The following is a 20,088-nucleotide window of genomic DNA, read 5'->3' as shown; positions in this document are numbered from 1 at the left end:
CGACAGGCCACCGAGCCGGACGGCGCGCGAACGTCGCGTCCACTTCGGCCGCGGCGACATTTCCCCCGTGCGGGGCAGCTGGATCGGCCAACCGCCTACGGCACGAATATCCTGGAGGCCACATGACCAAAAGACCAACCACGGCGACGCCGTTTCTGTCAGACATCCAGACCCTGCGCGCCCGGGCCCGCGAGCATCTTGAGGCGGGGGCCATCGCCTCGAGCTACGTCGGTGATGTCGAGCGAACGATCGACATCCTCCAGACGGTTCTTGCGACCGAAATCGTCTGTGTCCTGCGCTACACGATGCACACGGTCGCAGCTGCGGGCATCTCAAGCGAGGGCGTCAAGGCGGAATTCAAGCAGCATGCCAAGGAGGAACACGACCACGCCTTGGCCGTGGCCGAGCGGATAAGCCAACTTGGCGGCGTTCCGAACTTCAACCCCGATGGCCTGAGCCAGCGCTCTGCCTCGCAATACACAGAAGCGGAAAATCTGGTCGGCATGATCCGGGAGAATCTGATCGCCGAACGGATCGCCGTCGATCACTATCGGGAATTGATCCGCTTCTTCGGGGATGACGATCCGGCGACGCGGGTGATGCTGGAAGGCATCCTGCGCGTCGAAGAAGAGCACGCGAGCGACATGCACGACCTCCTGGTGGCTCACCAAGGCAGGCCCATGCTGCCGGCCACTTAAAAAAAGGCACGCCGCCCATCGCCTTCGGGTCTCCCGTCCTTTGCGTCGTCCGAGGGCCGGAACATCGATCCGATGTACGGCCTGCGGCGCTCATCACGCGTCCACCCGCGTTTGCGGTGCGATCGTCACCGGATCGCGCCGTCATGTCGCGAACTCCATTGGCCTTCCGCCTACTCGCCCCATATATATCGTAAGCCGATGTTTAAGGGTAGCCGCGCGCGATCCGCACGGCCGTCCGCATTCGGTGCAATGCGCTCAGGGCCTGGTTGCTCATTCCCGGGCCAGAAAGGACAAAGAATGGTCGAAGCTCACGAGCCGGTGGTCGCCGCCTGTCCCGAGGCGAGCCGAGAGGATATTCAACATCGGGAAGACGCGCTTGATGAGGCGCTCGCCGAGAGTTTTCCCGCCAGTGATCCGCCAGCCATGGTCCGCCCCGCGCGGCGCTCCGACCTCTGCGCTCGCCAGGCGGCGTCATCATCGCAACTCGTGACCGGCCAGGCGTCATCGTCGAATCCGTCGCCCGCCGCGCCGACAGCAGAGAGGAACCCTGACAGGTCGGAAGCCCGGCATTTTCCAGAGGTGCTGCAGGAGCTGACTCCGCTGCTCGACCATCCGCCCGCGACAGGTTCGGTCGAACACCCGAGGTTTCTACAGCTGATCGCCGAAGTCGGGCGTCACGGGGCCATGGGGGCCCAGCATCCCTACGCCGAACAACTCGGAGCGCTGAGCGCTCGGATCGACGCCATCACGCAGCGTCGGGATGAGGAACAACATGCTCACGACTTCGCGCCGGGTGGCCAGCCGATGTCGCCAATGCTCGGGTTGGATTTCCGCGGCCGCTAGGCCGAGCTGCCGGCCCAGCCCGCGCCGCGCTCCGGGCGACCTCGCGCCGGCATACCCGGCGTCGTGTAAACAATTCGTCAGACGACGTCTTCTGGGCTTGAAACCCCCCAACGAATACATAGATTCAATACGCAGCAGGAAAGTACAGGCCGTCGCAAGAGGCAAGGATAGAAAGCAAACTGCATTCAGTAGGAAGTGGGCGGGGGAACCGTCAACCCAGAGGCTAGCTGCGAATGTTTTTCGTGGAGCCGGTTAGTCAGAGCTATTGCAATGAAGATTGACGAATTTGGCAACGGTTTCGGACTTCGACGTGAGGGTTTTGCGCTGCCGCCGATCCACATCCTTGAGGAAGACTACGATATTCTCGCCGATATCGTCTGCGGTTCCACCTCCGCGACGGCGGGGATCGAGCTGCTCTGGCGCGAGCTTGAGCGCGCTGTAATCCTTCCCACCGGCCAGGCCCCGCAAGGCTTGATCCACCTGAACTCCACGGTCGGCTATACCGATCTGACCGACCCGCTGCATCGGACGGTGCAACTCGTCAGCCCCGGGAGACGCAGCCGCCGGGGGGTGTCCGTCGCAAGCTCGGTCGGCGCGGCGCTGATCGGCCTGAAGGTCGGCGATCGGTTCCCCTGGGTCTCGCCGCACGAGGGCCTGCGGATGCTGCGCGTGGACCGGGTCGCCGCCGACCCCGATGCGCAGGATCGCGTCGCGGGTGAACGCCTTGCAGCACGGCGGCGGTTGATCGCCGAACTGCTCTCCGCGCGCTGACAGAATCTCGATTTCGCCGGAACGTGTGGCCAGAAATTCGGCTTGCCGCCTCTAGTTATATCGTACTACGATACTATGTAGAAGATATAGGAGGCTGTGATGAAGAACATTGCGGAATGGCTCGCATCCAACGGCATGTCGGGCCGCGACTTTGTGGAGGCCGATCGGCGCTGGCATCGCTCGGCGGAGAGTTCCTGGTACCGGGCGCCGGTCTCACGCGAGCCGAACCCGTCGGCGGAATTTCTCGCCGCGGAGCACCCCGGGCACCTGTTGGTCACGGCGGGTCGGGTCGGCGATACGCCCGTCTTCGACAAGACCGGCGATCGGTTGGGACGCGTCTTCGACCTCTCGATCGATAAGGCCAGCGGACAAGTCGCCCATGTGTTGCTTGAAGTCGGTGGATTTCTGGGGTTCGGGCGGCGTTTCCACCCCCTGCCCTGGAGGCTCTTCACCTACGCCCCGGAGCTCAGGGGCTATACGCTGCCCTTTGCCCGCGATGAGGTCGCGGCCACGCCCAGCTTGCAGCGCACCGATCTGGAGTGGTGCGGCGCGGGCTACGGGTCACCCTTCGATGAGGCCCACGACCGGCCGGACCTCGACCTACCGATCACCTCGCGGGCCGGGGACCCCACCGATGCCGCGTCGAACCGAAGCGTCGCGCGGGCGAGATCGACCCATCCGGAACACCATGGTCGTTGAATCGGGCTACGATATAATGCTGCGACAGCGCGATTCTTGGTCAGGCCGTTCGGCAATCTGTTCCGCCGTCGGTCGAGCGAGGGCCTGAAGACCTGATGACGTCCGCCAAACCGTCCGCGCCGGGAAAAGCCCTGCTGACACCCGGAGACTACGACACCTTGGCTTCGTTCCGGTACGGCGTGCGGCGCTACCTGGCGTTTGCCGAGGCCAACGCCCGCTCCGTCGGCCTCACGTCGCAGCAGCATCAGGCCCTGCTGGCCATCAAGGCTCGCACGGCGACCAGGCCCATGTCGATCGGCGACCTGGCTGCGGAACTGCTCATCAAGCATCACAGCACGGTCGAGCTGGTGGGGCGCCTGGAGAAGGCTGGCTTCACCCGCCGGAGCGTGGACGTCGAGGATCGCCGCAAGGTCCTGGTGACCCTAACGCGGCGCGGCGAGAAGGTCTTGGCGGACCTTTCCGTAAGCAATCTGCGAGAACTGCGGATGATCGCGCCTGCTTTTGCGGGCCTGCTTGGTCAGATGGACAAGCTCAGCGGCGGCTGATGGCGTCCGACGCGCCGAGCCGCGTCGAACCGCACCGCCCGGGCGTCGCCCTACGCCGGCTCGCCCGACATCCGGGCGAGCACCGCCTCGGTGATCCGCGCGCAACGAGCGCCGAGGAAGGGATACGCCCCCACCATTACGTCGGCGAGTTGGTCGTCGAGCGCTTCGCGCAGCCGACGGCGCGCGCGGTGCAGACGAGTCTTCACGGTCTGGGGCTTGAGGCCCAGGTGGACGGCGGTTTCCTCGACCGACAGCTCCTCGACCTCGCGCAGGATGAACACCAGGCGAAAGGCCTCGGGCAAGTCGTCGACCGCACGCTCCAGGATGCGGCGGATCTGGGCGCGGGCGGCGTCGGCCTCCGGATCGCTGCTTTTGGCCACGCCGGGGAAATTCAACAGCTGCGCGGTCTCCTGAGCCGTCTCCACCTCGTCGAGCTCGACGATGGGTCGGCGGCGGCGCAAGCGCGCGTGTGCCTCGTTGAGCACGATGCGGGTCAGCCAGGTGGCGATGCCCGCCTCGCCCCGGAAGGTCGCGATCGCGGCGAAAGCCCGCGCGTAGGCCTCCTGCAGCACGTCCTCAGCCTCGGCCTCATCACGCATGATGGCGCGCGCGACGCGGAACAGGCGCTGGTTACAGCGCTGCATGATGACGCGGAACGCACCGTGGTCGCCGGTGCGGGCGAAGCCGACCAGCTCGGCTTCGGCCAGGCGGGCGTAATCGAATGCGCGGGCGACAGCCATGGCGAGTCCCTGGTTACACCTGTTGGACGCCGAGGGACCGCGAAGGTTCCCGGGAACCTTCGCGCCGCCCGGCTATCCAATCTGCAGACCGCGTCCAAGCCCGCCCAACCTAACCGGAGAAGACGACCATGTTGAAAGCCCTAGCAATCACCGCCGCACTCGCGCTGGCGGCGCCGCTTGCCGTCCAGGCGCAAGCGCCCAGTATCAACGACGCCCAGATCGCCCACATTGCCTATACCGCCGGCGTCATCGACGTGGCCGCGGGCAAACAGGCGCTCGCCAAGTCGCATGACAAGGCGGTACGCGGCTTCGCCCAGGAAATGGTCCGCGACCACACCGCCGTCAACGACCAGGCGCTGGCGCTGGAGAAAAAGCTGGGCGTGACCCCGCAGGACAATCCCACCAGCCAGGCGCTGAACAAGGGCGCGGCGGCCGAGCTCGAGACCCTTGCGGCGTTGAAGGGCGGCGCCTTCGACAAGGCCTATCTCGCCAACGAAGTCGCCTACCACAAGACGGTCAATGGAGCGCTCTCGGCAACCCTGATCCCCAATGCCCAGAACGCCGAATTGAAGAGTCTGCTGAAGACCGGACTGAAGCTCTTCACCGACCATCAGCTGCATGCCGAACACCTGGCGGCCAGCCATCACTAGGCGCCTTCAGCGCGAGTCTGCTGCGGACCCGACTCCCTTCCGAGAGTCTGCGGCGATCCCCCGCCGTCTGCTGCTCGCGCTGGCCGGGGCGGCGTTTGTCGCCGCCCCGGCGTCCGCGGCGCCCAAGGTCTCTACGATCACCCTTCAGCAGATGGCCTTCGGGCCCGTCCCTGCGGGGCTGCGGGTCGGCGACACCATAGAGTGGGTCAACAACGACATCTTCGTCCACTCGGCCACCGCCAAGGACAAGAGCTTTGACCTTGAGCTGAAGCCCAAGACGCACGTTCGCCTGACGCTGAAAAAGGCCGGCGCCTTCGCCTTCTACTGCCGCTATCACCCGGGCATGATGGGCCGCCTGGTGGTTGCGAAATGATCGGGACCTAGGAAACCAAGGGGGAACCGGGAGTCGTCGTGGCCCGCCAACAGGTCCAAATCCGCCGCGACAGCAACCCCGGCGCGTTTCCTGGGCCGGCAGCGGAGCACCGGAGCCATTTTGCCGCGCTATGCCGCCGATCTCGTGTTGTTGGAAGCGAATCCCTTAGAGGACGTGGCCAACGCATTCCGTCAGGACGGCGTGATGCTTCGCGGACGTTGGTTCAGCGAGGCAGCGCTGCAGCATGCGTTTTGGTCATCGGCGCAAGCCGAAAAGACCGGGAAGTGATTGGTTTGGGGCCCAGGCTGCGGGTCGGCTTTCCACGAGATTGATGACTAGGGTTCCGCTTCCCATGGATTGATCACAGGAACGCCGGCGCTCACAAACGGCGCCGTGTCGCGTGTCGCCACCGTGAAGCCGTGCGCCACTGCCGTTGCGGCGATGTAGCCATCCGTCGCAGCGATGGCCTTGCCCGCTGTTTTCGCCCGGGCGCGAATGACCGCATAGGCGTCCGCGGCGGCGGAATCGAAGGCAAGCACGCGCGGACCAAACAGGGCGACGATGCGACCTTCCAAGGCCGCGCCCAGGCCGCCTTTGCGCCGACCATCCGGTAACGCTGCGACGCCATAGCGAAGTTCGGCCAGGCTGATCGCGCTTAGAAAGAGGGTCTCGATATTCTGTCGATCGAGCCAGGCGAGCACGTTCGGGTCCCTGGTCGGCCTGAGCGGCTCGGAAACGACATTCGTGTCGAGGACGATCATTCGAAGCTCACCGTGCCGGCGGGCGTCTTATCGCGCTCAATATCGAGCTCCACGCCGCCAAACTCTCGGCCGATCGCAGCCAGTACGGAACCGAGCCGGATCCGGTCCGGCGGGCGCACGGCGGACTCCAGGATTGCTCGGATTTCCGCTTCGGTGCTCCGGCCATGTTGAGCCGCTCGCACCTTCAGGGCGCGATGCGTTTCCTCGGGCAAATTCCGGACTGTGACCACTGACATTGACATCATCCCACGGAAACCGTCGTCATTGACAGCGGTATGCGCGAAATGCCGTCAACTTGCCAGGCGCCCAATGGCAGGAAGCGAGCGTGATCTCGGTCGTCGAGGAGCGCATTCAGGTGAACAGGCTCCCCCACCAAGGGCCGGGCGACGACGCCTGCTCAGTTGAACATCGCCGCCATCGGCTTCCAGTAGTTCTCCTGCCAGCCGACCGTCAGGTGCGGGCCTGCGTCCGCCTGGAAACCGGCTTGATCGAACAAGATCTTGGTTCCCCCGACTTCAGGGGTCAGCTGAATCCGCACGATCGAATAGACCCCAGGCGTCCATTCATTTTCCCGCCAGGCCTGGACGATCCGCACGTTCGGCACGAGCTCCATGTTGCGGCCGACCACGAAGCCGCCGAACAGCGTGAATTCACCGCCGACGGCTGTGCTGATCTTGGTCGGGACCGCACCGAGCCGGCCCGAGCGGTAGGCCGCGCCCATCTTCACAACCTTGTCGAAGTCGTTGGTCGAGAGGAGCGTCTCGTAGATCCGTTGAGGCGACGCGGGGATGTGCGCTTCCTGGTGGATGACCGACCCATCGAACGACAGGCCGGGCGATGTCTTCGCGTCCTGAGCCGTGGCGGGGGTAAAGCCCAAAACGGAGAGAAGGGCGAGCCCCGCGACAGCGGAGATCAGCTTGCGCTTGGACGTCATGGTGATCATTTCAAAATCCTCGTGAGCCTTCCGGCGAGTTTGGCCGGGGCACGCGCCCGATGCGCGCTCATGAGGACGTCGGTTGGGCGAGGCCTGGATCGACGGAGGTCAGCGAATATTTTCGTCCGATGATCGGGGAGGGCGATGCATCGCATCTGCGCAAGCCTGCGCCCGCCGCAGCATCAAGGCCTGCTCGGAGTCGTTGCGCGTAAGGCCGGCAGCGCGCTCGAACTCGCACTGTGCGTCCTCCAGTCGCCCCAGCCTTTCGAGGACATCGCCCCGAACGCTCGCCAACAGGTGATAGTGCGTCAACGCTGGCGTCGCTGCGAGTTCGTCGAGGATCACCAAGGCTTCGGCCGGCCCGGCGGCCCGGGAGACCGCGACCGCGCGGTTCAGCTCAACGATCGGGGAGGGCGTCAGGGTCGCCAGGGCGGCATAGAGGGCGGCGATACGGGCCCAGTCGGTCGTTTCGACCGTAGCGGCCCGAGCGTGGCAGGCCGCAATCCCGGCTTGCAGCGCATAGGCGCCCGGCAAGACCCTAAGGGCGTCCACCCGGTCGAGGGCGGCAAAGCCTCGGCGCAGCTGAGCCTCATCCCAGAGGGCGCGATCCTGGTCGGCAAGCAGTATCGGTTCTCCCTGCGGCCCCGCGCGCGCGCTCGTCCTGGAAGCTTGAAACTCCATGAGCGAAGTCAGCCCATGGACTTCCGGTTCGCCGGGCAGCAGGTCTGCCAGAATGCGGCCGAGCCGCAACGCTTCGTCGCACACCTCCGGGCGCATCCAGTCGGCGCCTTCGGTCGCCGTGTAGCCTTCGTTGAAGATCAGATAGACGACCTCCAAAATCGATTCCAGGCGGGCTTGAAGGGCGGCCCCGCGCGGAATTTCGAAGGGGATTTCCTTCTCCGCGAGCGTGCGTTTGGCGCGGACGATCCGCTGCGCGATTGTCGCTTCGGACGTCAGGAAGGCGCGCCCGATCTCCTCGGTTGTGAGCCCGCCGAGCAGACGCAGGGTCAGCGCCACCCGGGATGGCCGCGCCAGAACGGGGTGGCACGCAACGAACATCAAGCGGAGCAGATCATCGCCGATGTCGTCATCGAGGCGCAGTTCGAGGTCCGCTTGGGCGACAGCGTGCAGGGCGTCGAGCTCTCGTCCAAGCTCGCCGTGGACACGCGCGGCGCGCTCCGCATGACGAAGCCGATCGATCGCGCGTCTCTTGGCTGCCGTCATCAGCCAGGCGCCGGGATTCCGCGGAACCCCGGAGCCCGGCCACTGCGCCAATGCCGCCACCAACGCGTCCTGCGCCAGCTCCTCAGCCACGCCGACGTCGCGGGTGTAACGCGCCAGGCCCGCGATGATCTGAGCGGCCTCGATCCGCCAGACCGCTTCGATGCGCTGATGAAGATCGACCCTATCCACCGTGGTCGATCCCACCACTTTCCCCGTTCAGGAACAACCGCGCGCGGTGGGCTAAGCGGGTTGTCGAAATTCCGCCGGAAAATCCGAGGGGGCATAGAGCTGGCGCACCTCGATCATCTCGCACTCGGCGGCCGGTCCGCGTGACGCCCATTCCACTGCCTCCGCCTTGGAGTTCACCTGGATCAGCCAGTAGCCGCCAATCAGCTCCTTGGCTTCGCTGAACGGGCCATCGGTGATGGCAGGCTTGTCCCCATCGAAGCGGACCCGGGCGCCAAGCGAACTCTGCTTGAACCCACCGAGCGCGAGCAGGACGCCCGCCTTACGAAGCTCGGCCGTGTACTTCATGATGCCGGTGATGGCCGCTCGATCGGGAAAGGTCCGGGTCTCGGCCTTGTCCCCCGGGAAGTTGAGAAGAATGAATTGCATCGTGTGCTCCGATCTAAATCCGGTGAGATCCGTTTGGACTTCGATAGACCGTCGATCAGCTCAAGCTGAAATCGACAGCGCGTTGGAAATTGTTTCGGGCGCCGCCCGCCGCGACGTGAAGGCACGGCGTTCGCTTCGCCCATAGCGTTGTTCAGCTAACAAATGTCGCACTGTCCTCTAGGATATCGTTCGAGCCTCCCGCGCCGCGGGAGCCCGGCGAGGGAGGCTGCCATGCGAACGGCGACACGGCGCGGCGTCCTGGCGGGAGCCGCCGCGCTGGCGGTCGCGCCGGCGGCCTTGGCGGCCAAGCTGCCGATCGCGCCCCTTGAGGCGTCCCGCGATGGCGTGACCCTCTCGACCCGGGACCTTGGTCCTCGTTTTCTCGACTTCTATCGCGCGGCCCAAGGGGCAAGCCCCGACGCGCGTTTTGCGATCTGGCAGGATCGCTACGGCTTCGCCGCGACCCCGCCGACGCCGCAGGGCGACGCCATGGCGCGCAAACTGCTGGATGAGGCTTGGCCGCGCTATGCCGCTGCCTTGCCGGTCATCGAAGCCGGCGCCGCAGCGATGCGCCCGGCCCCGCTGGACGTGGCGGTGAGGATCGCCGAGCTGTTACAGGCGCCCAGACCGCTCAAGGTCGGGGTCATCGCCTATGTCGGGGCTTTCGAGACCAACGCCTTCACCAATTCGACGCCGGATGGCCCGGTGGTCGCCGTGCCGATCGAGATGACGCCGGAGGTCCGCAGCCTGATCTTGCCGCATGAGATGACCCACGCCATGCACATCCTCGTGGGCCACCTCTCCAGCGGCTACGAGCGCAGCTTGGCGCGCGTGGTGTTCGAGGAGGGGCTGGCCATGCGCACCACCCAGCGGCTGGTCCCCGGACGGCCGGACTACGCCTATGTCGGCGAGCAAGACTGGTTCGCCAAGGGCCTCGCTCGGCGCACCGCCATCGCCAGGGCGATCGCCCCCTTGAGCGACCGCAAGGATGGCGAGACGCTCTTCAAGTTCACCATGGGAAAGGGTCCGAATGGCCTGGAGCGCGAGGCCTATATCGCCGGCTGGCTGGTGGTGGGCCGCATGCTTGAGAAAGGCGCCACCCTGCCGGAGCTGGCAAGGATCCCTGAGGCGGAGATGCCAGCACGGGTGGGTGCGGCGCTGAAGGAAATCGTAGGCTGAGCGCCGGCGTCGCCAATCTGGGTCTCGGGTCGCTCGACCCCCAGTCGCGCAGAGGCGCCGCCATGAGCCGCACCCGCCTGACCTACCTCGCCCTAGCCGCCCTAATTGGACTGGTCGCGCCGGCCACAGCAAAGGCCGCGGCGATGACCTTCGCCGAGTTCGAAACGACGCTCGATGCCACCGAAAACGCGCTCGGCGAGGCGAGGTTTGACGCAGCGCTGGCCGGGACGCGGCGGCTGATGCAGGTGACGCCCCATCTCCCGGGCGTCGAGTTGCTCAACGCCCGGGCCCTGGCGGGCGCCGGCCAGGCCGACGCCGCCGTCGCGGCCTACGCGGCCCTGGTCGACCAGGGGGTCGGCGCGGCCGTCGCGGCGGATCCGGCCTTCGCGAGCCTGGAAGGGCGGCCGGGCTGGACCTCGCTTCGGCGCCGCGCGCTCGCCCAGCGGCCGATCGGGGCAGACCGGGAGGCCTTCCGCCTCGCCGATCCGCGCCTCATCCCCGAAGGCCTCGCCTTCGACCCCGCGACTGGGCGCTTCTTCGCCAGCAGCACCTTCTTGCGGAAAGTCGTCGTGCGAGACCGGTCCGGCCGAACCGACGATTTCGTCCAGCCGAAGGACCATGGCCTGCTCCAGGCCCTTGGCCTGAAGGTCGATGCCGCGCGGCGCACCCTGTTTGTCTGCACCGGCGCCGACGACAATCACCTGCAGGACACACAGCCAGCCGACATCGGCCGCTCCGGGGTGCTTGTCTACAACCTCAACACCGGCCAGCTGCGCGCCGCCGCCTGGGTTGGGGACGGACGGTCGCACCTCTTCAATGACCTGGCTGTGGGGCCGGACGGGTCGGCCTATGTCACCGACAGCCGCGATGGCCGGATCTTTGTGCTGGACGGCCAGACCCGTCGGTTGACCCCCCTGACCGGCCCAGACAGCTTGCTCTACCCAAACGGAATCGCGATCGACCCCAAAGGTCGGGTCCTGTTCGTCGCCGACCTGGCGGGCGTCGCGCGGATCGACGTTCGCACGGGCAAGATCACTCGGATGGCGGAGCCGGCGGGCGTTGCGTCGGGCGGGATCGATGGCCTCTATCTCTACCGCCGCCAGCTGATCGGCGTCCAAAGCGGCTTCGGCGTGAACCGGGTGATGGCCTTCCGGCTCGACCGCACGATGACCAAGGTCGTCACCGCACGCGCGCTCGCGCGTGACGATCCCCAGATGAAGGCTGCGACCGAGGGGGTGGTCGTCGGGGCGTCGCTGGTCTTCATCGCCGACAGCCAGCAGAACGCCTTCACGGTCGCGGGCGCCTTAAAGGTTGAGGGTCTGAATCAAACCCCGGTCCTGAGCGTGAGGCTCAGACGCTAGGTTGCCGACCGATTGCTGACGCTCTCCGGGACGTCGTCCTGGCGCCACGATCTGCCGTCCGCCGTGCGCCGTAGCTGGCCCGCCCGAGTCGTCTTCGGTGGCGGCGCCCTACCGAATTTTGCGTTCGTCGCCCGCGCGCTGCGTCGCCCAGGTCCTCCCGTCCTCAGAGCTCTGGATCTCGTAGTGGATCCGGGTCGGACCGCTGAAGTCGTTGATGACCCGGCTGTAGTTCTTTCCGTCCGCGTCGGGCTTGTCGGAATGGAAAACCCAGTGCTCTCCCGCGATCGTAAGATGGCTCCACGGGTGGGTCGGCGATCCGTCCGCGCTGAGCGAGGTCGTCAGGTATTCGCGGGTCCCGGCGGGGCCGGCGACCGGGAGAAACACCAGCAGGCCGGTGGGCTTGCCGTCGATGACCTGCTCGCAGGTGATGAACGCCCTATCCTGCGTGCAGCGGTTGTCGATGTCGGTGATCTTGCCGTCTCCCACCGTGGCGGCCCAGTCGCCGTTGTAGCGCATCAGCGGCTCGACGCTGGCGGGCTGCGCCGCGGCCGCCGCTGTCGCCCAGAGGCCGATGAGTGCGGCTGTAAGCGACGCCGAGGTTTGGCGTGTCATATTCGATCTCCTTGGTGCTCGGTGACGTGGAGGGCCTTCTCCGGCCTGCTAGTCGAAGGCGTTGGCGAAGATCCGCACCGCCGCTGCGCGCGCGTGGTCCTCGGCGATCTCGCTGGCGGTCGGATCTCGCCGGCGGGACTTGGCCAGCCAGGCGACGGATTCCATGGCGCCGCGCGCCAGCGCCGCGACGTCCGGCCTTTGCCGGCCGGCCGCCGCGTCCCGGCGACTGACCCAGGTCTCCAGGTCGTCCATTAGCCTGTGCCGCATCTGGCGATCGAAGACGTCGGTGAGTTCGGGGATGTCGTGCGCGCACCGGTCGAGCAGGGAGATCAGCGCCGCGCGAGCGGCGATCGTGTCGTAAAGTTCGCCGGCGATCGCGCCGGCCTCGGCTTTCGCATCCTTGGGCGCTGGCCCGTCCAGGGCGGCCTGCAGGATGGGCCACAGGCGATCTTCAGCGACCAGTTTGCGCAGGATCGCGGCGGTGTCCGCCGGCCCGGAGACTTTTACCGGCAGCGAAAGGGCGTCCGGCAGCAGGCCGACGGCCTCAAGCGCCGCGAGGTGGAACAGCGCTTCCTTGCTCTCTACGTAGCGGTAGATAGTGCCGACCGAGACGCCCATCCGGTCGCTCACGTCGGCGATCTGGGTGAGTCGGAATCCGCCGTCGCTGAAACAGGCGAGCGCGGCCTGCGCGACCTCGCGGGTGCGGTTGACGCCGCGGCGGCGCGCCACGGCCGCGCTCATTGCAGTACCCGCCCTACCAGCGGAATCCGGCGCGCCAGGGGAGCGGCGAGGCCGAAGCAGGCCAGGACGCTCAGGCCCCACAGGAGAGCGAACTTCGGGACCGGAAGCAGCGGTAGCGGCGCGAGCGCCAGCGCCAGGCCGATCAGCACCGGCGGATGGACGACATAGACGGCGAACGCGTTGTCCGACATGAATCGCGCGACCCTTCCCTGACCCGGCAGCCTAGCGCGGAACGCGGCCAGGACGCCAAAACCCATACCGACGCAGACCAGAGCTTCCCAGAGGCTGCGGGCCGCGCTCTGCCAGTGCAATCCGCCGGCATAGGCGGCCGACTGACCCCGGAAGGCGCCGCCAAGGACCAGCAGGGGCGCCCAGGCCAGAACGGCGGCGCCGACGCAGACGCCGGCGGCCCACCAGGCGAAGCGGTCGCTGACCAGAGTGAGCCAGCCGGTCCGCCCCGCGGTGACACCCAGGGCGAACATGATCACGTAGGCTGGGAAGTCGGCCGGCGACATGTTGAAGACCGAGGTTCCACCGGGGATGGCGATGCGTACCGCGAAGGTGGCGAGCGCCAGGCCCGCGACCACCAGGGCGGCGCCCGCCGCGCCAGGCGCCTGCGGGGTGGTGGACGAGGGCCGGGGCGGCCGCGCCGCGCGCAGGGCGGCGTAGCCGAAGCCGAAGATCAGCAGGGCCGCGCAGAACCACATGGGTCCAGTGCCGGAGAGGAAACGGGCTCGGACCACATAGAGGCCCATCTCGTGCGCGAAGGAGTGCGGCGTGCGCCAGGAATGGGCGATGTAGTATTCGGTCACCGGGCCGATCACGGCCACATAGAGCAAGGTCGGCAAACCCAGCCGGTAGAGCCGCCCCGCCAGAAACCGGCCGGGTCCCTTGGCGTCATAGGACTTCGGCGTGAAATAGCCCGCGACGAAGAACAGCAGAGCCATGAAGAAGCCCTGCAGGAAGGTCTGGTAGGTCAGGAAGAAGAGAGTGGTCGCCGGCCCGGCCGCGGGGTGCTCGGTGTAGTACCAGTTGCCGAACGGACTGTAGGTGTCCGCCGCGTGCATGCTGAGCACCAGCAGGATCATCGCCCAGCGGATATTGTCGATGAACAGCAGACGCGGCGCCGCGGACGCCGGCGCCTTGGAGACCGACGTGACGTTCGCGCGGATTGCTGTCCGTCCGTCCATCGTTCTCGCCGTCATGGCCTGGTCTCCGGGCGCCATGGCGCGCCCTATTGCGGTAGCGCGAAAGCCACCAGCTGGTCGCCGCGTTTGGTATCGGCCTTCGAGTGGCCGCCGGCGGCGATCACGACATATTGCCGACCCTTCCAGACATAGGTCATCGGCGTGGCCTGGCCGCCGGCCGGCAGTCGGCCGCGCCAAAGTTCGCGGCCAGTGGCCCCGTCAAACGCGCGCAGGTAATTGTCGAGCGCCGCGCCGATGAACACCAGTCCCGAGGCCGTGGTCATCGGCCCGCCGAAATTGGGGGCTCCCGTGCCGCGCAGGAGGAACTGGCTGCCGGGCGCGAGGTCCTGCGTCGTCCCCAGCGGAACCTCCCAGAGGATGCGCCCGGTGCGCATGTCGATGGCGTGCAGCTGGCCCCAAGGCGGTGGATTGCAGGGCAGGCCGGTCTTCGAGCGGAGCAGCTCGCGGCGCACGCCGAAGGGCGCGCCGGCCTGCGGTGAGATCTCCTGATCGGGTCCGGCGGCGGCTCTAGCCGCCTTCAATCTGTCGGTCGGGATCAGGGTGACCAGGTGCATGGCGCTTGAGGTATTGACGTAGGCCACCTGGCGGGTTGCATCGAAGGCGAGGCCGCCCCAGTTCGATCCGCCGCCGGTGAAGGGATATTCGATCGTCCCCTGGGTGGAGGGCGGCGTGTACAGGCCCTCATGACGGGCGCCGGCGATCACCTTGCGGCACAAGGCCTTGTCCCATGGGAAGACGCCATAGGCGTCCTGCGGGCGGATCGTGCTGGGGGCCAAGGCGCGGGGTGCGGTCGGGAAGGGTTGGGTGGGCGAGAGCACCTCGCCGGGGGCGGCGCCCTGCGGGACCGGCCGCTCCTCCACGGGAATGACCGGCTTGCCCGTGTCGCGGTTGAGGGTGAACAGCAGGCCCTGCTTGGTGGGCTGCAGAACCGCGGGCTGCAGCACCCCGTGCCAGGCGACCATGCCGAGCGTCGGCTGGGCCGGATTGTCGTAGTCCCAGACGTCGTGGTGGACGGTCTTGAAGCCCCAGACGCGCTGGCCGGTCTCGATGTTGAGCGCGACCACGGAATCGGCGTCGCCGTCGTCCCCCTTGCGCATCCCACCCCAGAAGTCGGGACTGGGGCTGGTGGTCGGCAGGATGACCAGGCCGCGTTTCTCGTCGGTGGACATGGGTGCCCAGACGTTGGCGGCGCCGGCCACGATCGGCGGATTGGCTGAGGCGAGGGGATCGAAACTCCAGCGAGGCCGGCCGGTGACCGCGTCGAAGGCGCGCACCGCGCCGGAGACCTCCTTCAGCCGCTGGTTGTCGGCGACGCCGGAGCCGACGACGACCACGCCGCGGGCGACCACGGGTAGGGAGGTGATTTGCATCTCGCCGGGGGTGTTCAGATGGATCCCGGCGGCGGTGTCCACCACTCCGTCCTGGCCGAAGCCTGCGCAGCGGCGTCCGCTGGCGGCGTCCAGCGCGAACAATCGCCGGTCGTTGGCGGCCATGAAGATCCGCTCGGCGCAGGGCGCGCCCGGGTTGGCCGCCGGGTCGCGCCAATAGGCGACTCCACGGGCCGTGAAACCCTCACCGTAGCGCACTGAGGTGTCGATCGCGGGGTCGAAACGCCACAGCGTCTTGCCGGTCGCGGGGTCAAGCGCGAAGACTTCGTTGAACGGCGATTCCACGTAGAGCCGTCCGCCAGCCATGATCGGCGTATCTTCGAACGCGGCGCGCTTGATCGCGTCGCTCTTGCTGGCCAGGTCACCGGTGGAGAAGGTCCAGGCGACCTTGAGCGCGCGCACGTTTTGCGGCGTCACCTGGCCCGCGGCTGAAAAGCGCTGACCGCCCTCATCGGACCCATAGAACGGCCATTCCTTGTCAGCCTCGGTGACGGCATGAATATCCGGCGCTAGCCCGCAGCCGGTGAGGACCAGCAACATTACCGCGCCGAACGAATATAGAAATGAACGGTTCATTCACCTATCGGTAGCGTTGGGAGGGGTGATTGTAAAGCGGACCTCGCTCGACGGCTCCGCGACCGCCGCGCCACGCGCCTGGCCCGCATGCGCTGGATGGCGTTTTCGGTTGTTGGATCGCCCTGGTCGCTTCGGAACAGCCGAACAAGTCGACGTAGGTGTCGACTATGCCAGGGATGAGATGGCCTGCTCGACCAGTTGCGTGACCGCGATCCAGACCTTGGGTCTTGGAGATCCACTGCACCGGAAACAGCATATCCGGCGTGACCAGACGACCGGGCGCCGCGATCCCCTAACCCTTGATGATCACCGGTCCCGAGGGACCGACGTCCGCAACGGTGACGCCGGCGATCGCGTCCTGCCGCACCGCGTGCCGAACGACGCCGTCGATGAACGGTTCAAACCGCGCGCGGTCCAGTAAAGGCGAGCCCAAAGCGGGCTGCGGCGCGGCGGGCGTGCCAAACAACAGTGCAAGGAGGACGAGGGCTGTTACGCGGCCGGAGCCTGAAGGCGTCATCGAACCGGTCCCGCCGCACGTTGCCAAACCTGTCCCTTGCAAACGATCAAGACACAGCCATCGACCTTCAGTTGGTCGTCGCCGATGAGCGTCATTTTCGAATTGTAGGTACGACCGCTATCGGGATCGTAAATGCTGCCGCCGACCCAATGGCCTTCACCAGACGCGATGAAGCCGGATAGAAATGTCGAACCGATAAGTGGGAGAGATCTGCGGGCTGGGTTGGGGTTGTGCTCATCGGTGACGGGATGGCCATGGGCGTCGAGGGGTTTGCTCAAGGCGGTAATTTTCCCGCACAGCTTTGCTTGGCCGTGGTCGGGACAAGGCGCAATAGCCACCCCAAATCCACCCGGCCCCATCCATGTCCCTGTCACGGCTGTGGTCGCGGCCCAAGCTGGCGCCATTGCGATCACAGACAACACACTGGCTAGAGCTGCAGCGATGATTTTCATGATGGTATCTTTCTCTCAGCCAAGGCAGCTGGGCAGCAGCGCGTAATGGTGGAATGCGCGATGAGAGCGCAGGCGTTGATCAGCGCTCGCCGGACGACGGCGTCGACGTAGAGTCAGATCAAGAACCGGCCGACGAGACGGTGGACGACAGGGCCTCTTCCGACGCGCTTTCGGGGCTCCGCCACCCCTTTAGGCTCGGTCCCAGGATAGCCACCAGGCCCACGGCCAACACCGTCATCGAGATAGCCTCAATGCGGACGATGTTTCCACTCAGGGCGTGGACGTCGAAGAGCAGGTTCAACATCAGGTGAGGGATGACGCCTGCGACCAGCAGGTTGCCGTTGGCGTTCACGAAGATCCAGGTCATGACCACGGTCAAGGTCGTCGTCGTCAGCAGGAACCAGCCCAGCGCGAACTGCGACTGGGACAAGTCGGAAACGAAAAACGCCGGCAGGTGCCAGAGGCCCCAAATGAATCCAAGGATGAGCGCCGCGGTTAACGGCCGACAGAGCGTGAGCAGTCGTGGCAGGGCGAATCCGCGCCACCCGATTTCTTCTCCAAAACCACCCGGATCGGTGATGAGGGCGGTCGTGGTCAGCGCCAGCACGGGGGCTCCGACCCACAGAGCGTGGAGATCGACTCCGCCTGCGGCGCCGGCCACGCGCATGGCCAGCTCATATAATGTGAGCACAAGCGGCCAGAAGAGCAGCGCGATCAGCAGCCACGCGGGTCGGGCCGGGCGCACAAATCGCATCGCCAGGGCTTTTACGCCAGCCCAGCCGCCGAACGCCAAGCTCAAGGACACGGCCGAAATCGTCGGCGCATAGACGGCCACATAATAGAGCCAGTGGTGACTGGTCTCGCCGATCGGACCGATGATCGCCTCTAGCTGTGGCCGGGCCAGAATCAACAGGGCCCCGAGGCCCCAGGTGATCGCGAATGTCAGGCCGAAATAGGCGCCCAACTGACGTAGGGTGCGGCTTCGCGACCCGGTTTCATTCGCGAATTCGATCGCCATCGGCCCTATTCCCCTTGCAACAGCATCAAGCCGAATTAACATCGTTCACAGAACGAACGGCATTAATTAACTGTCAGAAAGGCGCGTTCGGTGGCGCTTCCCTTCCGTCCCGCGACCGGACCCGCAACGCGCAAACGCCGACAATTCCTGTCGCGCGAGGAGATCGTCGAGGCCGGAGCCAAGGTGCTGGCCCGAGACGGCTATGACGCCCTGAACATGCGCTCGGTCGCAACCGAACTCGATGTTCAGGCGGCGGCGCTTTATCGCTATGTCGACAGCCGCGAAGAGCTGGACGATCTGCTATTCGACCACCTCATGGCGGACTGCGTGCCTGGATTGGATGGCGCCGATTGGCGCGCCGATTTGCGCGCCTTCGCCGCGGCCTGGCGTCTTCGCCTGATCACGATGCGCGACGCCACCCGCATCGCCCTGGGGCAGGTCTCGATCGGCCCGAACATCGCGCCGCTGATGGATGTGGCTCTAAGCATATTGCGCACATCGGGCCTCAAGGATGACGAGCTGATCGAAGTCTATCAGGCTTGCATGCTGCTGGTGCACAGCCTCGCGAGCGCCGAGGCCAGCTACCTCGAATTGGCTGCGCAGAAGGACGCCGGCGGATTGCGCCACGCACCCCCTCAGCCCGAGTGGGTGGCCTCCTATCCCACGCTCTGGGCCCTGGCCGAGCGGCTGGCCGCGCCGCCAGACTTCGACGCGCGGTTCGCCTTCGGGCTCGAGGCCCTGATTGCCGGCGTTGAGCGACGGCTGGCAGGTGAGACGCCATGACCGGCTTTACCGCTGAAAGACGCTTGAGACCTGTCTGCCTATGCTGTTCAACGACGCGCCTGTGGGCTCCGTCTAAACACGCGCGCCCGTCTCGAAGGCGATCATCCGAGGCAGAGCCGTCGGACGCACCGAGACCTCCTCGAAAATGGAGCTACCCGGAATGCGAAACGCACGACCCAAGCTCATCGACGCCATGGCTTTGATCGCTCGCGCCCTCTCATGGCCGCACCCCGCCGAAGCCCGCGAACGACGCCCAAGCGGTGATCAGGGACCGCCGCCCAAGATGGCGAGACTGGCCTTATGTGTGATCGTCCTCGCGACGGCGGCCCATGGACAGCCGGCTCTGCCCCAGCCGGCCAAAGAGGGTGAACAGATCAAGGCGTCGTTCGTCGATGACCGCGTCACGGTCGAGATGCCGGCGCCCAACGGGCGCCTGCCGATCCGTCTGTTCACGGACTCGGGCGGCGGTTCGCTCCTTCTGTCGCAAGACGCTGCAAAGCGCCTCGACCTGGCGCTCAGGCCCGAAACCGACCCGGACACCCTGGCCGAATTGGGTCCGGACACGAAGTCCGCGGACGCGACCGCCTTCGTCAAGCAAAGCTGGCCCGCGCTTCCGGCCCAAGCCGGGTTCGTCGTCATGCCTACGGTCATCCCGATGGCGGGGTGGCCGCCCATCGGCGACGGAATTTTGGGCAACGCATGGTTTGGCGGCCATACCTGGACCTGGGATTACCCGCACCGCCAGCTGATCCTGAGACCGGCCCATTGGCGTCCGCCTGCTTTGGCCACGCCCCTTGAGGTCGCATTCAAGACGGATGCGGACGGCAAGCGGGCGGTCGACTTTGCACGCGTGACTGTCCGGATCGACGGGGAATACCTGCCGGTGCTGTTCGACACGGGCGCTTCGACCATCCTGACGCCACAGGCGCTTGGGGCACTGTCCGATGGTCGGCCAGCGCTGCGCGCGACGAGCATGATGGCGCACAGCGTCGTCGAAGGGTGGCGAAGGCGGCATCCGGATTGGCGAGTGATCGAAGACGCGCAGGTGGGGACCCACGCGCTTATGATCCTGGTCCCCTCCGTTGAAATCGCCGGACGTAGAACCGGGCCGGTCTGGATCACTGAGCGGTCGGACAAAAGCTATCACGAGTTCATGTCCTCGATGATGAGCGGCCGCGTCGAGGGGGCCATCGGCGGGAACGTGCTACATGGCTTGGCCGTCACCCTTGACTATCCGGACGCCAAGGCCTGGGTAGAGTGAGAGATTCGGACGCCTGCTCAGGCACAGAGCCTTCGCCATCAACCCGGCCAAGATCGCTAGATGACCAACGCAACGCGCGCCTGAAGCCGCCGCGCCACGACCAAATCTCACGCGCGCCCCCAACGGATCGTCTATTTCG

The 20,088-nt window shown here is 66.3% G+C and carries 24 protein-coding genes and 1 pseudogene; 12 read left to right on the top strand and 13 right to left on the bottom strand.

Annotated elements, in window-relative coordinates; translation table 11 throughout:
• Window positions 1-122: 122 nt before the first annotated feature.
• The 5 genes from ACESMY_RS14510 (at window position 123) to ACESMY_RS14490 (ending at window position 3,556) form a co-directional block, all read left to right on the top strand.
• A complete protein-coding gene (locus ACESMY_RS14510) occupies window positions 123-698 on the top strand; it encodes a bacterioferritin (RefSeq protein WP_372785317.1) in 576 nt (191 codons plus the stop codon).
• 297 nt (window positions 699-995) lie between these two features.
• Window positions 996-1,541 (top strand): hypothetical protein, encoded by a 546-nt coding sequence (locus tag ACESMY_RS14505; protein WP_372785316.1) that lies wholly within the window; start codon window positions 996-998, stop codon window positions 1,539-1,541.
• A 270-nt stretch (window positions 1,542-1,811) separates the two neighbouring features.
• On the top strand, window positions 1,812-2,312 hold the full coding sequence (locus ACESMY_RS14500; protein ID WP_372785315.1) for a GreA/GreB family elongation factor: 501 nt from the start codon (window positions 1,812-1,814) through the stop codon (window positions 2,310-2,312).
• 99 nt (window positions 2,313-2,411) lie between these two features.
• On the top strand, window positions 2,412-3,011 hold the full coding sequence (locus ACESMY_RS14495; RefSeq protein ID WP_372785314.1) for a PRC-barrel domain-containing protein: 600 nt from the start codon (window positions 2,412-2,414) through the stop codon (window positions 3,009-3,011).
• 95 nt (window positions 3,012-3,106) lie between these two features.
• Window positions 3,107-3,556 (top strand): MarR family winged helix-turn-helix transcriptional regulator, encoded by a 450-nt coding sequence (locus ACESMY_RS14490; RefSeq protein WP_372785313.1) that lies wholly within the window; start codon window positions 3,107-3,109, stop codon window positions 3,554-3,556.
• Window positions 3,557-3,606: 50 nt separating this feature from the next.
• Here the strand turns inward: ACESMY_RS14490 and ACESMY_RS14485 are convergent, their stop codons facing one another.
• Window positions 3,607-4,296, bottom strand: coding sequence for an RNA polymerase sigma factor (locus ACESMY_RS14485; protein ID WP_372785312.1), 690 nt, complete (start codon window positions 4,294-4,296; stop codon window positions 3,607-3,609).
• A gap of 128 nt (window positions 4,297-4,424) precedes the next feature.
• On the opposite strand from ACESMY_RS14485, the gene ACESMY_RS14480 reads away from it, so the two are divergent.
• The 3 genes and pseudogenes from ACESMY_RS14480 to ACESMY_RS14470 form a co-directional block, all read left to right on the top strand.
• Window positions 4,425-4,946, top strand: a complete 522-nt coding sequence (locus ACESMY_RS14480; protein ID WP_372785311.1) for a DUF4142 domain-containing protein — start codon at window positions 4,425-4,427, stop codon at window positions 4,944-4,946.
• Window positions 4,915-5,319, top strand: coding sequence for a cupredoxin domain-containing protein (locus ACESMY_RS14475; RefSeq protein WP_372785310.1), 405 nt, complete (start codon window positions 4,915-4,917; stop codon window positions 5,317-5,319). The genes ACESMY_RS14480 and ACESMY_RS14475 overlap by 32 nt, the downstream gene beginning before the upstream one ends.
• Window positions 5,320-5,373: 54 nt before the next feature.
• Window positions 5,374-5,607 (top strand): annotated as a pseudogene (locus ACESMY_RS14470) (amidohydrolase family protein); the annotation flags it as partial.
• Window positions 5,608-5,654: 47 nt separating this feature from the next.
• On the opposite strand, the gene ACESMY_RS14465 reads toward ACESMY_RS14470, so the two are convergent.
• The 5 genes from ACESMY_RS14465 to ACESMY_RS14445 form a co-directional block, all read right to left on the bottom strand.
• On the bottom strand, window positions 5,655-6,080 hold the full coding sequence (locus ACESMY_RS14465) for a type II toxin-antitoxin system VapC family toxin (RefSeq protein ID WP_372785309.1): 426 nt from the start codon (window positions 6,078-6,080) through the stop codon (window positions 5,655-5,657).
• Window positions 6,077-6,316 (bottom strand): Arc family DNA-binding protein, encoded by a 240-nt coding sequence (locus tag ACESMY_RS14460; RefSeq protein ID WP_372785308.1) that lies wholly within the window; start codon window positions 6,314-6,316, stop codon window positions 6,077-6,079. Before ACESMY_RS14460 ends, ACESMY_RS14465 begins: the two co-directional genes overlap by 4 nt.
• Before the next feature lie 161 nt (window positions 6,317-6,477).
• On the bottom strand, window positions 6,478-7,023 hold the full coding sequence (locus ACESMY_RS14455) for an SRPBCC domain-containing protein (RefSeq protein WP_372785307.1): 546 nt from the start codon (window positions 7,021-7,023) through the stop codon (window positions 6,478-6,480).
• Between the two features lie 99 nt (window positions 7,024-7,122).
• The gene (locus ACESMY_RS14450) at window positions 7,123-8,427 is read right to left on the bottom strand and encodes an RNA polymerase sigma factor (RefSeq protein WP_372785306.1); all 1,305 of its coding nucleotides are present in this window, start codon (window positions 8,425-8,427) and stop codon (window positions 7,123-7,125) included.
• A gap of 51 nt (window positions 8,428-8,478) precedes the next feature.
• Complete coding sequence (locus tag ACESMY_RS14445; RefSeq protein ID WP_372785305.1) at window positions 8,479-8,853, bottom strand: YciI family protein; 375 nt, start codon at window positions 8,851-8,853, stop codon at window positions 8,479-8,481.
• Window positions 8,854-9,084: 231 nt separating this feature from the next.
• Between ACESMY_RS14445 and ACESMY_RS14440 the strand changes: the two genes are divergently transcribed.
• Both ACESMY_RS14440 and ACESMY_RS14435 read left to right on the top strand, forming a co-directional pair.
• Window positions 9,085-10,032 carry a hypothetical protein gene (locus tag ACESMY_RS14440; protein WP_372785304.1) on the top strand — a complete coding sequence of 316 codons (948 nt, stop codon included), beginning with the start codon at window positions 9,085-9,087 and terminating at the stop codon, window positions 10,030-10,032.
• 62 nt (window positions 10,033-10,094) lie between these two features.
• Entirely contained in the window at window positions 10,095-11,393 is a 1,299-nt protein-coding gene (locus tag ACESMY_RS14435) for an SMP-30/gluconolactonase/LRE family protein (protein ID WP_372785303.1), read from the top strand.
• Between the two features lie 108 nt (window positions 11,394-11,501).
• Here ACESMY_RS14435 and ACESMY_RS14430 read toward each other — a convergent pair whose 3' ends face one another.
• The 7 genes from ACESMY_RS14430 to ACESMY_RS14400 all read right to left on the bottom strand — a co-directional run bounded on the left by ACESMY_RS14430 (window position 11,502) and on the right by ACESMY_RS14400 (window position 17,905).
• On the bottom strand, window positions 11,502-12,005 hold the full coding sequence (locus ACESMY_RS14430) for a hypothetical protein (RefSeq protein WP_372785302.1): 504 nt from the start codon (window positions 12,003-12,005) through the stop codon (window positions 11,502-11,504).
• 48 nt (window positions 12,006-12,053) lie between these two features.
• Entirely contained in the window at window positions 12,054-12,746 is a 693-nt protein-coding gene (locus ACESMY_RS14425; RefSeq protein ID WP_372785301.1) for a helix-turn-helix domain-containing protein, read from the bottom strand.
• Window positions 12,743-13,951, bottom strand: coding sequence for an acyltransferase family protein (locus ACESMY_RS14420; RefSeq protein ID WP_372785300.1), 1,209 nt, complete (start codon window positions 13,949-13,951; stop codon window positions 12,743-12,745). The genes ACESMY_RS14425 and ACESMY_RS14420 overlap by 4 nt, the downstream gene beginning before the upstream one ends.
• A gap of 29 nt (window positions 13,952-13,980) precedes the next feature.
• Window positions 13,981-15,918, bottom strand: coding sequence for a pyrroloquinoline quinone-dependent dehydrogenase (locus ACESMY_RS14415; protein ID WP_372785299.1), 1,938 nt, complete (start codon window positions 15,916-15,918; stop codon window positions 13,981-13,983).
• A gap of 292 nt (window positions 15,919-16,210) precedes the next feature.
• The gene (locus tag ACESMY_RS14410) at window positions 16,211-16,435 is read right to left on the bottom strand and encodes a hypothetical protein (protein WP_372785298.1); all 225 of its coding nucleotides are present in this window, start codon (window positions 16,433-16,435) and stop codon (window positions 16,211-16,213) included.
• Window positions 16,432-16,887, bottom strand: coding sequence for a DUF2147 domain-containing protein (locus ACESMY_RS14405; RefSeq protein ID WP_372785297.1), 456 nt, complete (start codon window positions 16,885-16,887; stop codon window positions 16,432-16,434). The genes ACESMY_RS14410 and ACESMY_RS14405 overlap by 4 nt, the downstream gene beginning before the upstream one ends.
• A 118-nt stretch (window positions 16,888-17,005) precedes the next feature.
• Window positions 17,006-17,905 carry a type II CAAX prenyl endopeptidase Rce1 family protein gene (locus ACESMY_RS14400; protein ID WP_372785296.1) on the bottom strand — a complete coding sequence of 300 codons (900 nt, stop codon included), beginning with the start codon at window positions 17,903-17,905 and terminating at the stop codon, window positions 17,006-17,008.
• 90 nt (window positions 17,906-17,995) lie between these two features.
• Between ACESMY_RS14400 and ACESMY_RS14395 the strand changes: the two genes are divergently transcribed.
• Together ACESMY_RS14395 and ACESMY_RS14390 are read left to right on the top strand one after the other, a co-directional pair.
• Window positions 17,996-18,688 (top strand): TetR/AcrR family transcriptional regulator, encoded by a 693-nt coding sequence (locus tag ACESMY_RS14395; protein WP_372785295.1) that lies wholly within the window; start codon window positions 17,996-17,998, stop codon window positions 18,686-18,688.
• Between the two features lie 283 nt (window positions 18,689-18,971).
• The gene (locus ACESMY_RS14390; protein ID WP_372785294.1) at window positions 18,972-19,949 is read left to right on the top strand and encodes a hypothetical protein; all 978 of its coding nucleotides are present in this window, start codon (window positions 18,972-18,974) and stop codon (window positions 19,947-19,949) included.
• The last annotated feature ends 139 nt before the right edge of the window (window positions 19,950-20,088 follow it).

This window comes from Phenylobacterium sp., from assembly GCF_041691455.1.
Lineage (GTDB): Bacteria > Pseudomonadota > Alphaproteobacteria > Caulobacterales > Caulobacteraceae > Phenylobacterium.
The sequence above is the reverse complement of the archived record's forward strand: the minus strand, read 5'-3'. Positions and strand labels throughout refer to the sequence as shown.

Bases quoted from the DNA above. Each gene is read 5' to 3' on its own strand.
- ACESMY_RS14510 (WP_372785317.1), top strand. From the start codon at position 123: ATGACCAAAAGACCAACCACGGCGACGCCGTTTCTGTCAGACATCCAG.
- ACESMY_RS14505 (WP_372785316.1), top strand. From the start codon at position 996: ATGGTCGAAGCTCACGAGCCGGTGGTCGCCGCCTGTCCCGAGGCGAGC.
- ACESMY_RS14500 (WP_372785315.1), top strand. From the start codon at position 1,812: ATGAAGATTGACGAATTTGGCAACGGTTTCGGACTTCGACGTGAGGGT.
- ACESMY_RS14495 (WP_372785314.1), top strand. From the start codon at position 2,412: ATGAAGAACATTGCGGAATGGCTCGCATCCAACGGCATGTCGGGCCGC.
- ACESMY_RS14490 (WP_372785313.1), top strand. From the start codon at position 3,107: ATGACGTCCGCCAAACCGTCCGCGCCGGGAAAAGCCCTGCTGACACCC.
- ACESMY_RS14485 (WP_372785312.1), bottom strand. From the start codon at position 4,296: ATGGCTGTCGCCCGCGCATTCGATTACGCCCGCCTGGCCGAAGCCGAG.
- ACESMY_RS14480 (WP_372785311.1), top strand. From the start codon at position 4,425: ATGTTGAAAGCCCTAGCAATCACCGCCGCACTCGCGCTGGCGGCGCCG.
- ACESMY_RS14475 (WP_372785310.1), top strand. From the start codon at position 4,915: ATGCCGAACACCTGGCGGCCAGCCATCACTAGGCGCCTTCAGCGCGAG.
- ACESMY_RS14465 (WP_372785309.1), bottom strand. From the start codon at position 6,080: ATGATCGTCCTCGACACGAATGTCGTTTCCGAGCCGCTCAGGCCGACC.
- ACESMY_RS14460 (WP_372785308.1), bottom strand. From the start codon at position 6,316: ATGTCAGTGGTCACAGTCCGGAATTTGCCCGAGGAAACGCATCGCGCC.
- ACESMY_RS14455 (WP_372785307.1), bottom strand. From the start codon at position 7,023: ATGATCACCATGACGTCCAAGCGCAAGCTGATCTCCGCTGTCGCGGGG.
- ACESMY_RS14445 (WP_372785305.1), bottom strand. From the start codon at position 8,853: ATGCAATTCATTCTTCTCAACTTCCCGGGGGACAAGGCCGAGACCCGG.
- ACESMY_RS14440 (WP_372785304.1), top strand. From the start codon at position 9,085: ATGCGAACGGCGACACGGCGCGGCGTCCTGGCGGGAGCCGCCGCGCTG.
- ACESMY_RS14435 (WP_372785303.1), top strand. From the start codon at position 10,095: ATGAGCCGCACCCGCCTGACCTACCTCGCCCTAGCCGCCCTAATTGGA.
- ACESMY_RS14430 (WP_372785302.1), bottom strand. From the start codon at position 12,005: ATGACACGCCAAACCTCGGCGTCGCTTACAGCCGCACTCATCGGCCTC.
- ACESMY_RS14425 (WP_372785301.1), bottom strand. From the start codon at position 12,746: ATGAGCGCGGCCGTGGCGCGCCGCCGCGGCGTCAACCGCACCCGCGAG.
- ACESMY_RS14420 (WP_372785300.1), bottom strand. From the start codon at position 13,951: ATGACGGCGAGAACGATGGACGGACGGACAGCAATCCGCGCGAACGTC.
- ACESMY_RS14415 (WP_372785299.1), bottom strand. From the start codon at position 15,918: ATGAACCGTTCATTTCTATATTCGTTCGGCGCGGTAATGTTGCTGGTC.
- ACESMY_RS14410 (WP_372785298.1), bottom strand. From the start codon at position 16,435: ATGACGCCTTCAGGCTCCGGCCGCGTAACAGCCCTCGTCCTCCTTGCA.
- ACESMY_RS14405 (WP_372785297.1), bottom strand. From the start codon at position 16,887: ATGAAAATCATCGCTGCAGCTCTAGCCAGTGTGTTGTCTGTGATCGCA.
- ACESMY_RS14400 (WP_372785296.1), bottom strand. From the start codon at position 17,905: ATGGCGATCGAATTCGCGAATGAAACCGGGTCGCGAAGCCGCACCCTA.
- ACESMY_RS14390 (WP_372785294.1), top strand. From the start codon at position 18,972: ATGGCGAGACTGGCCTTATGTGTGATCGTCCTCGCGACGGCGGCCCAT.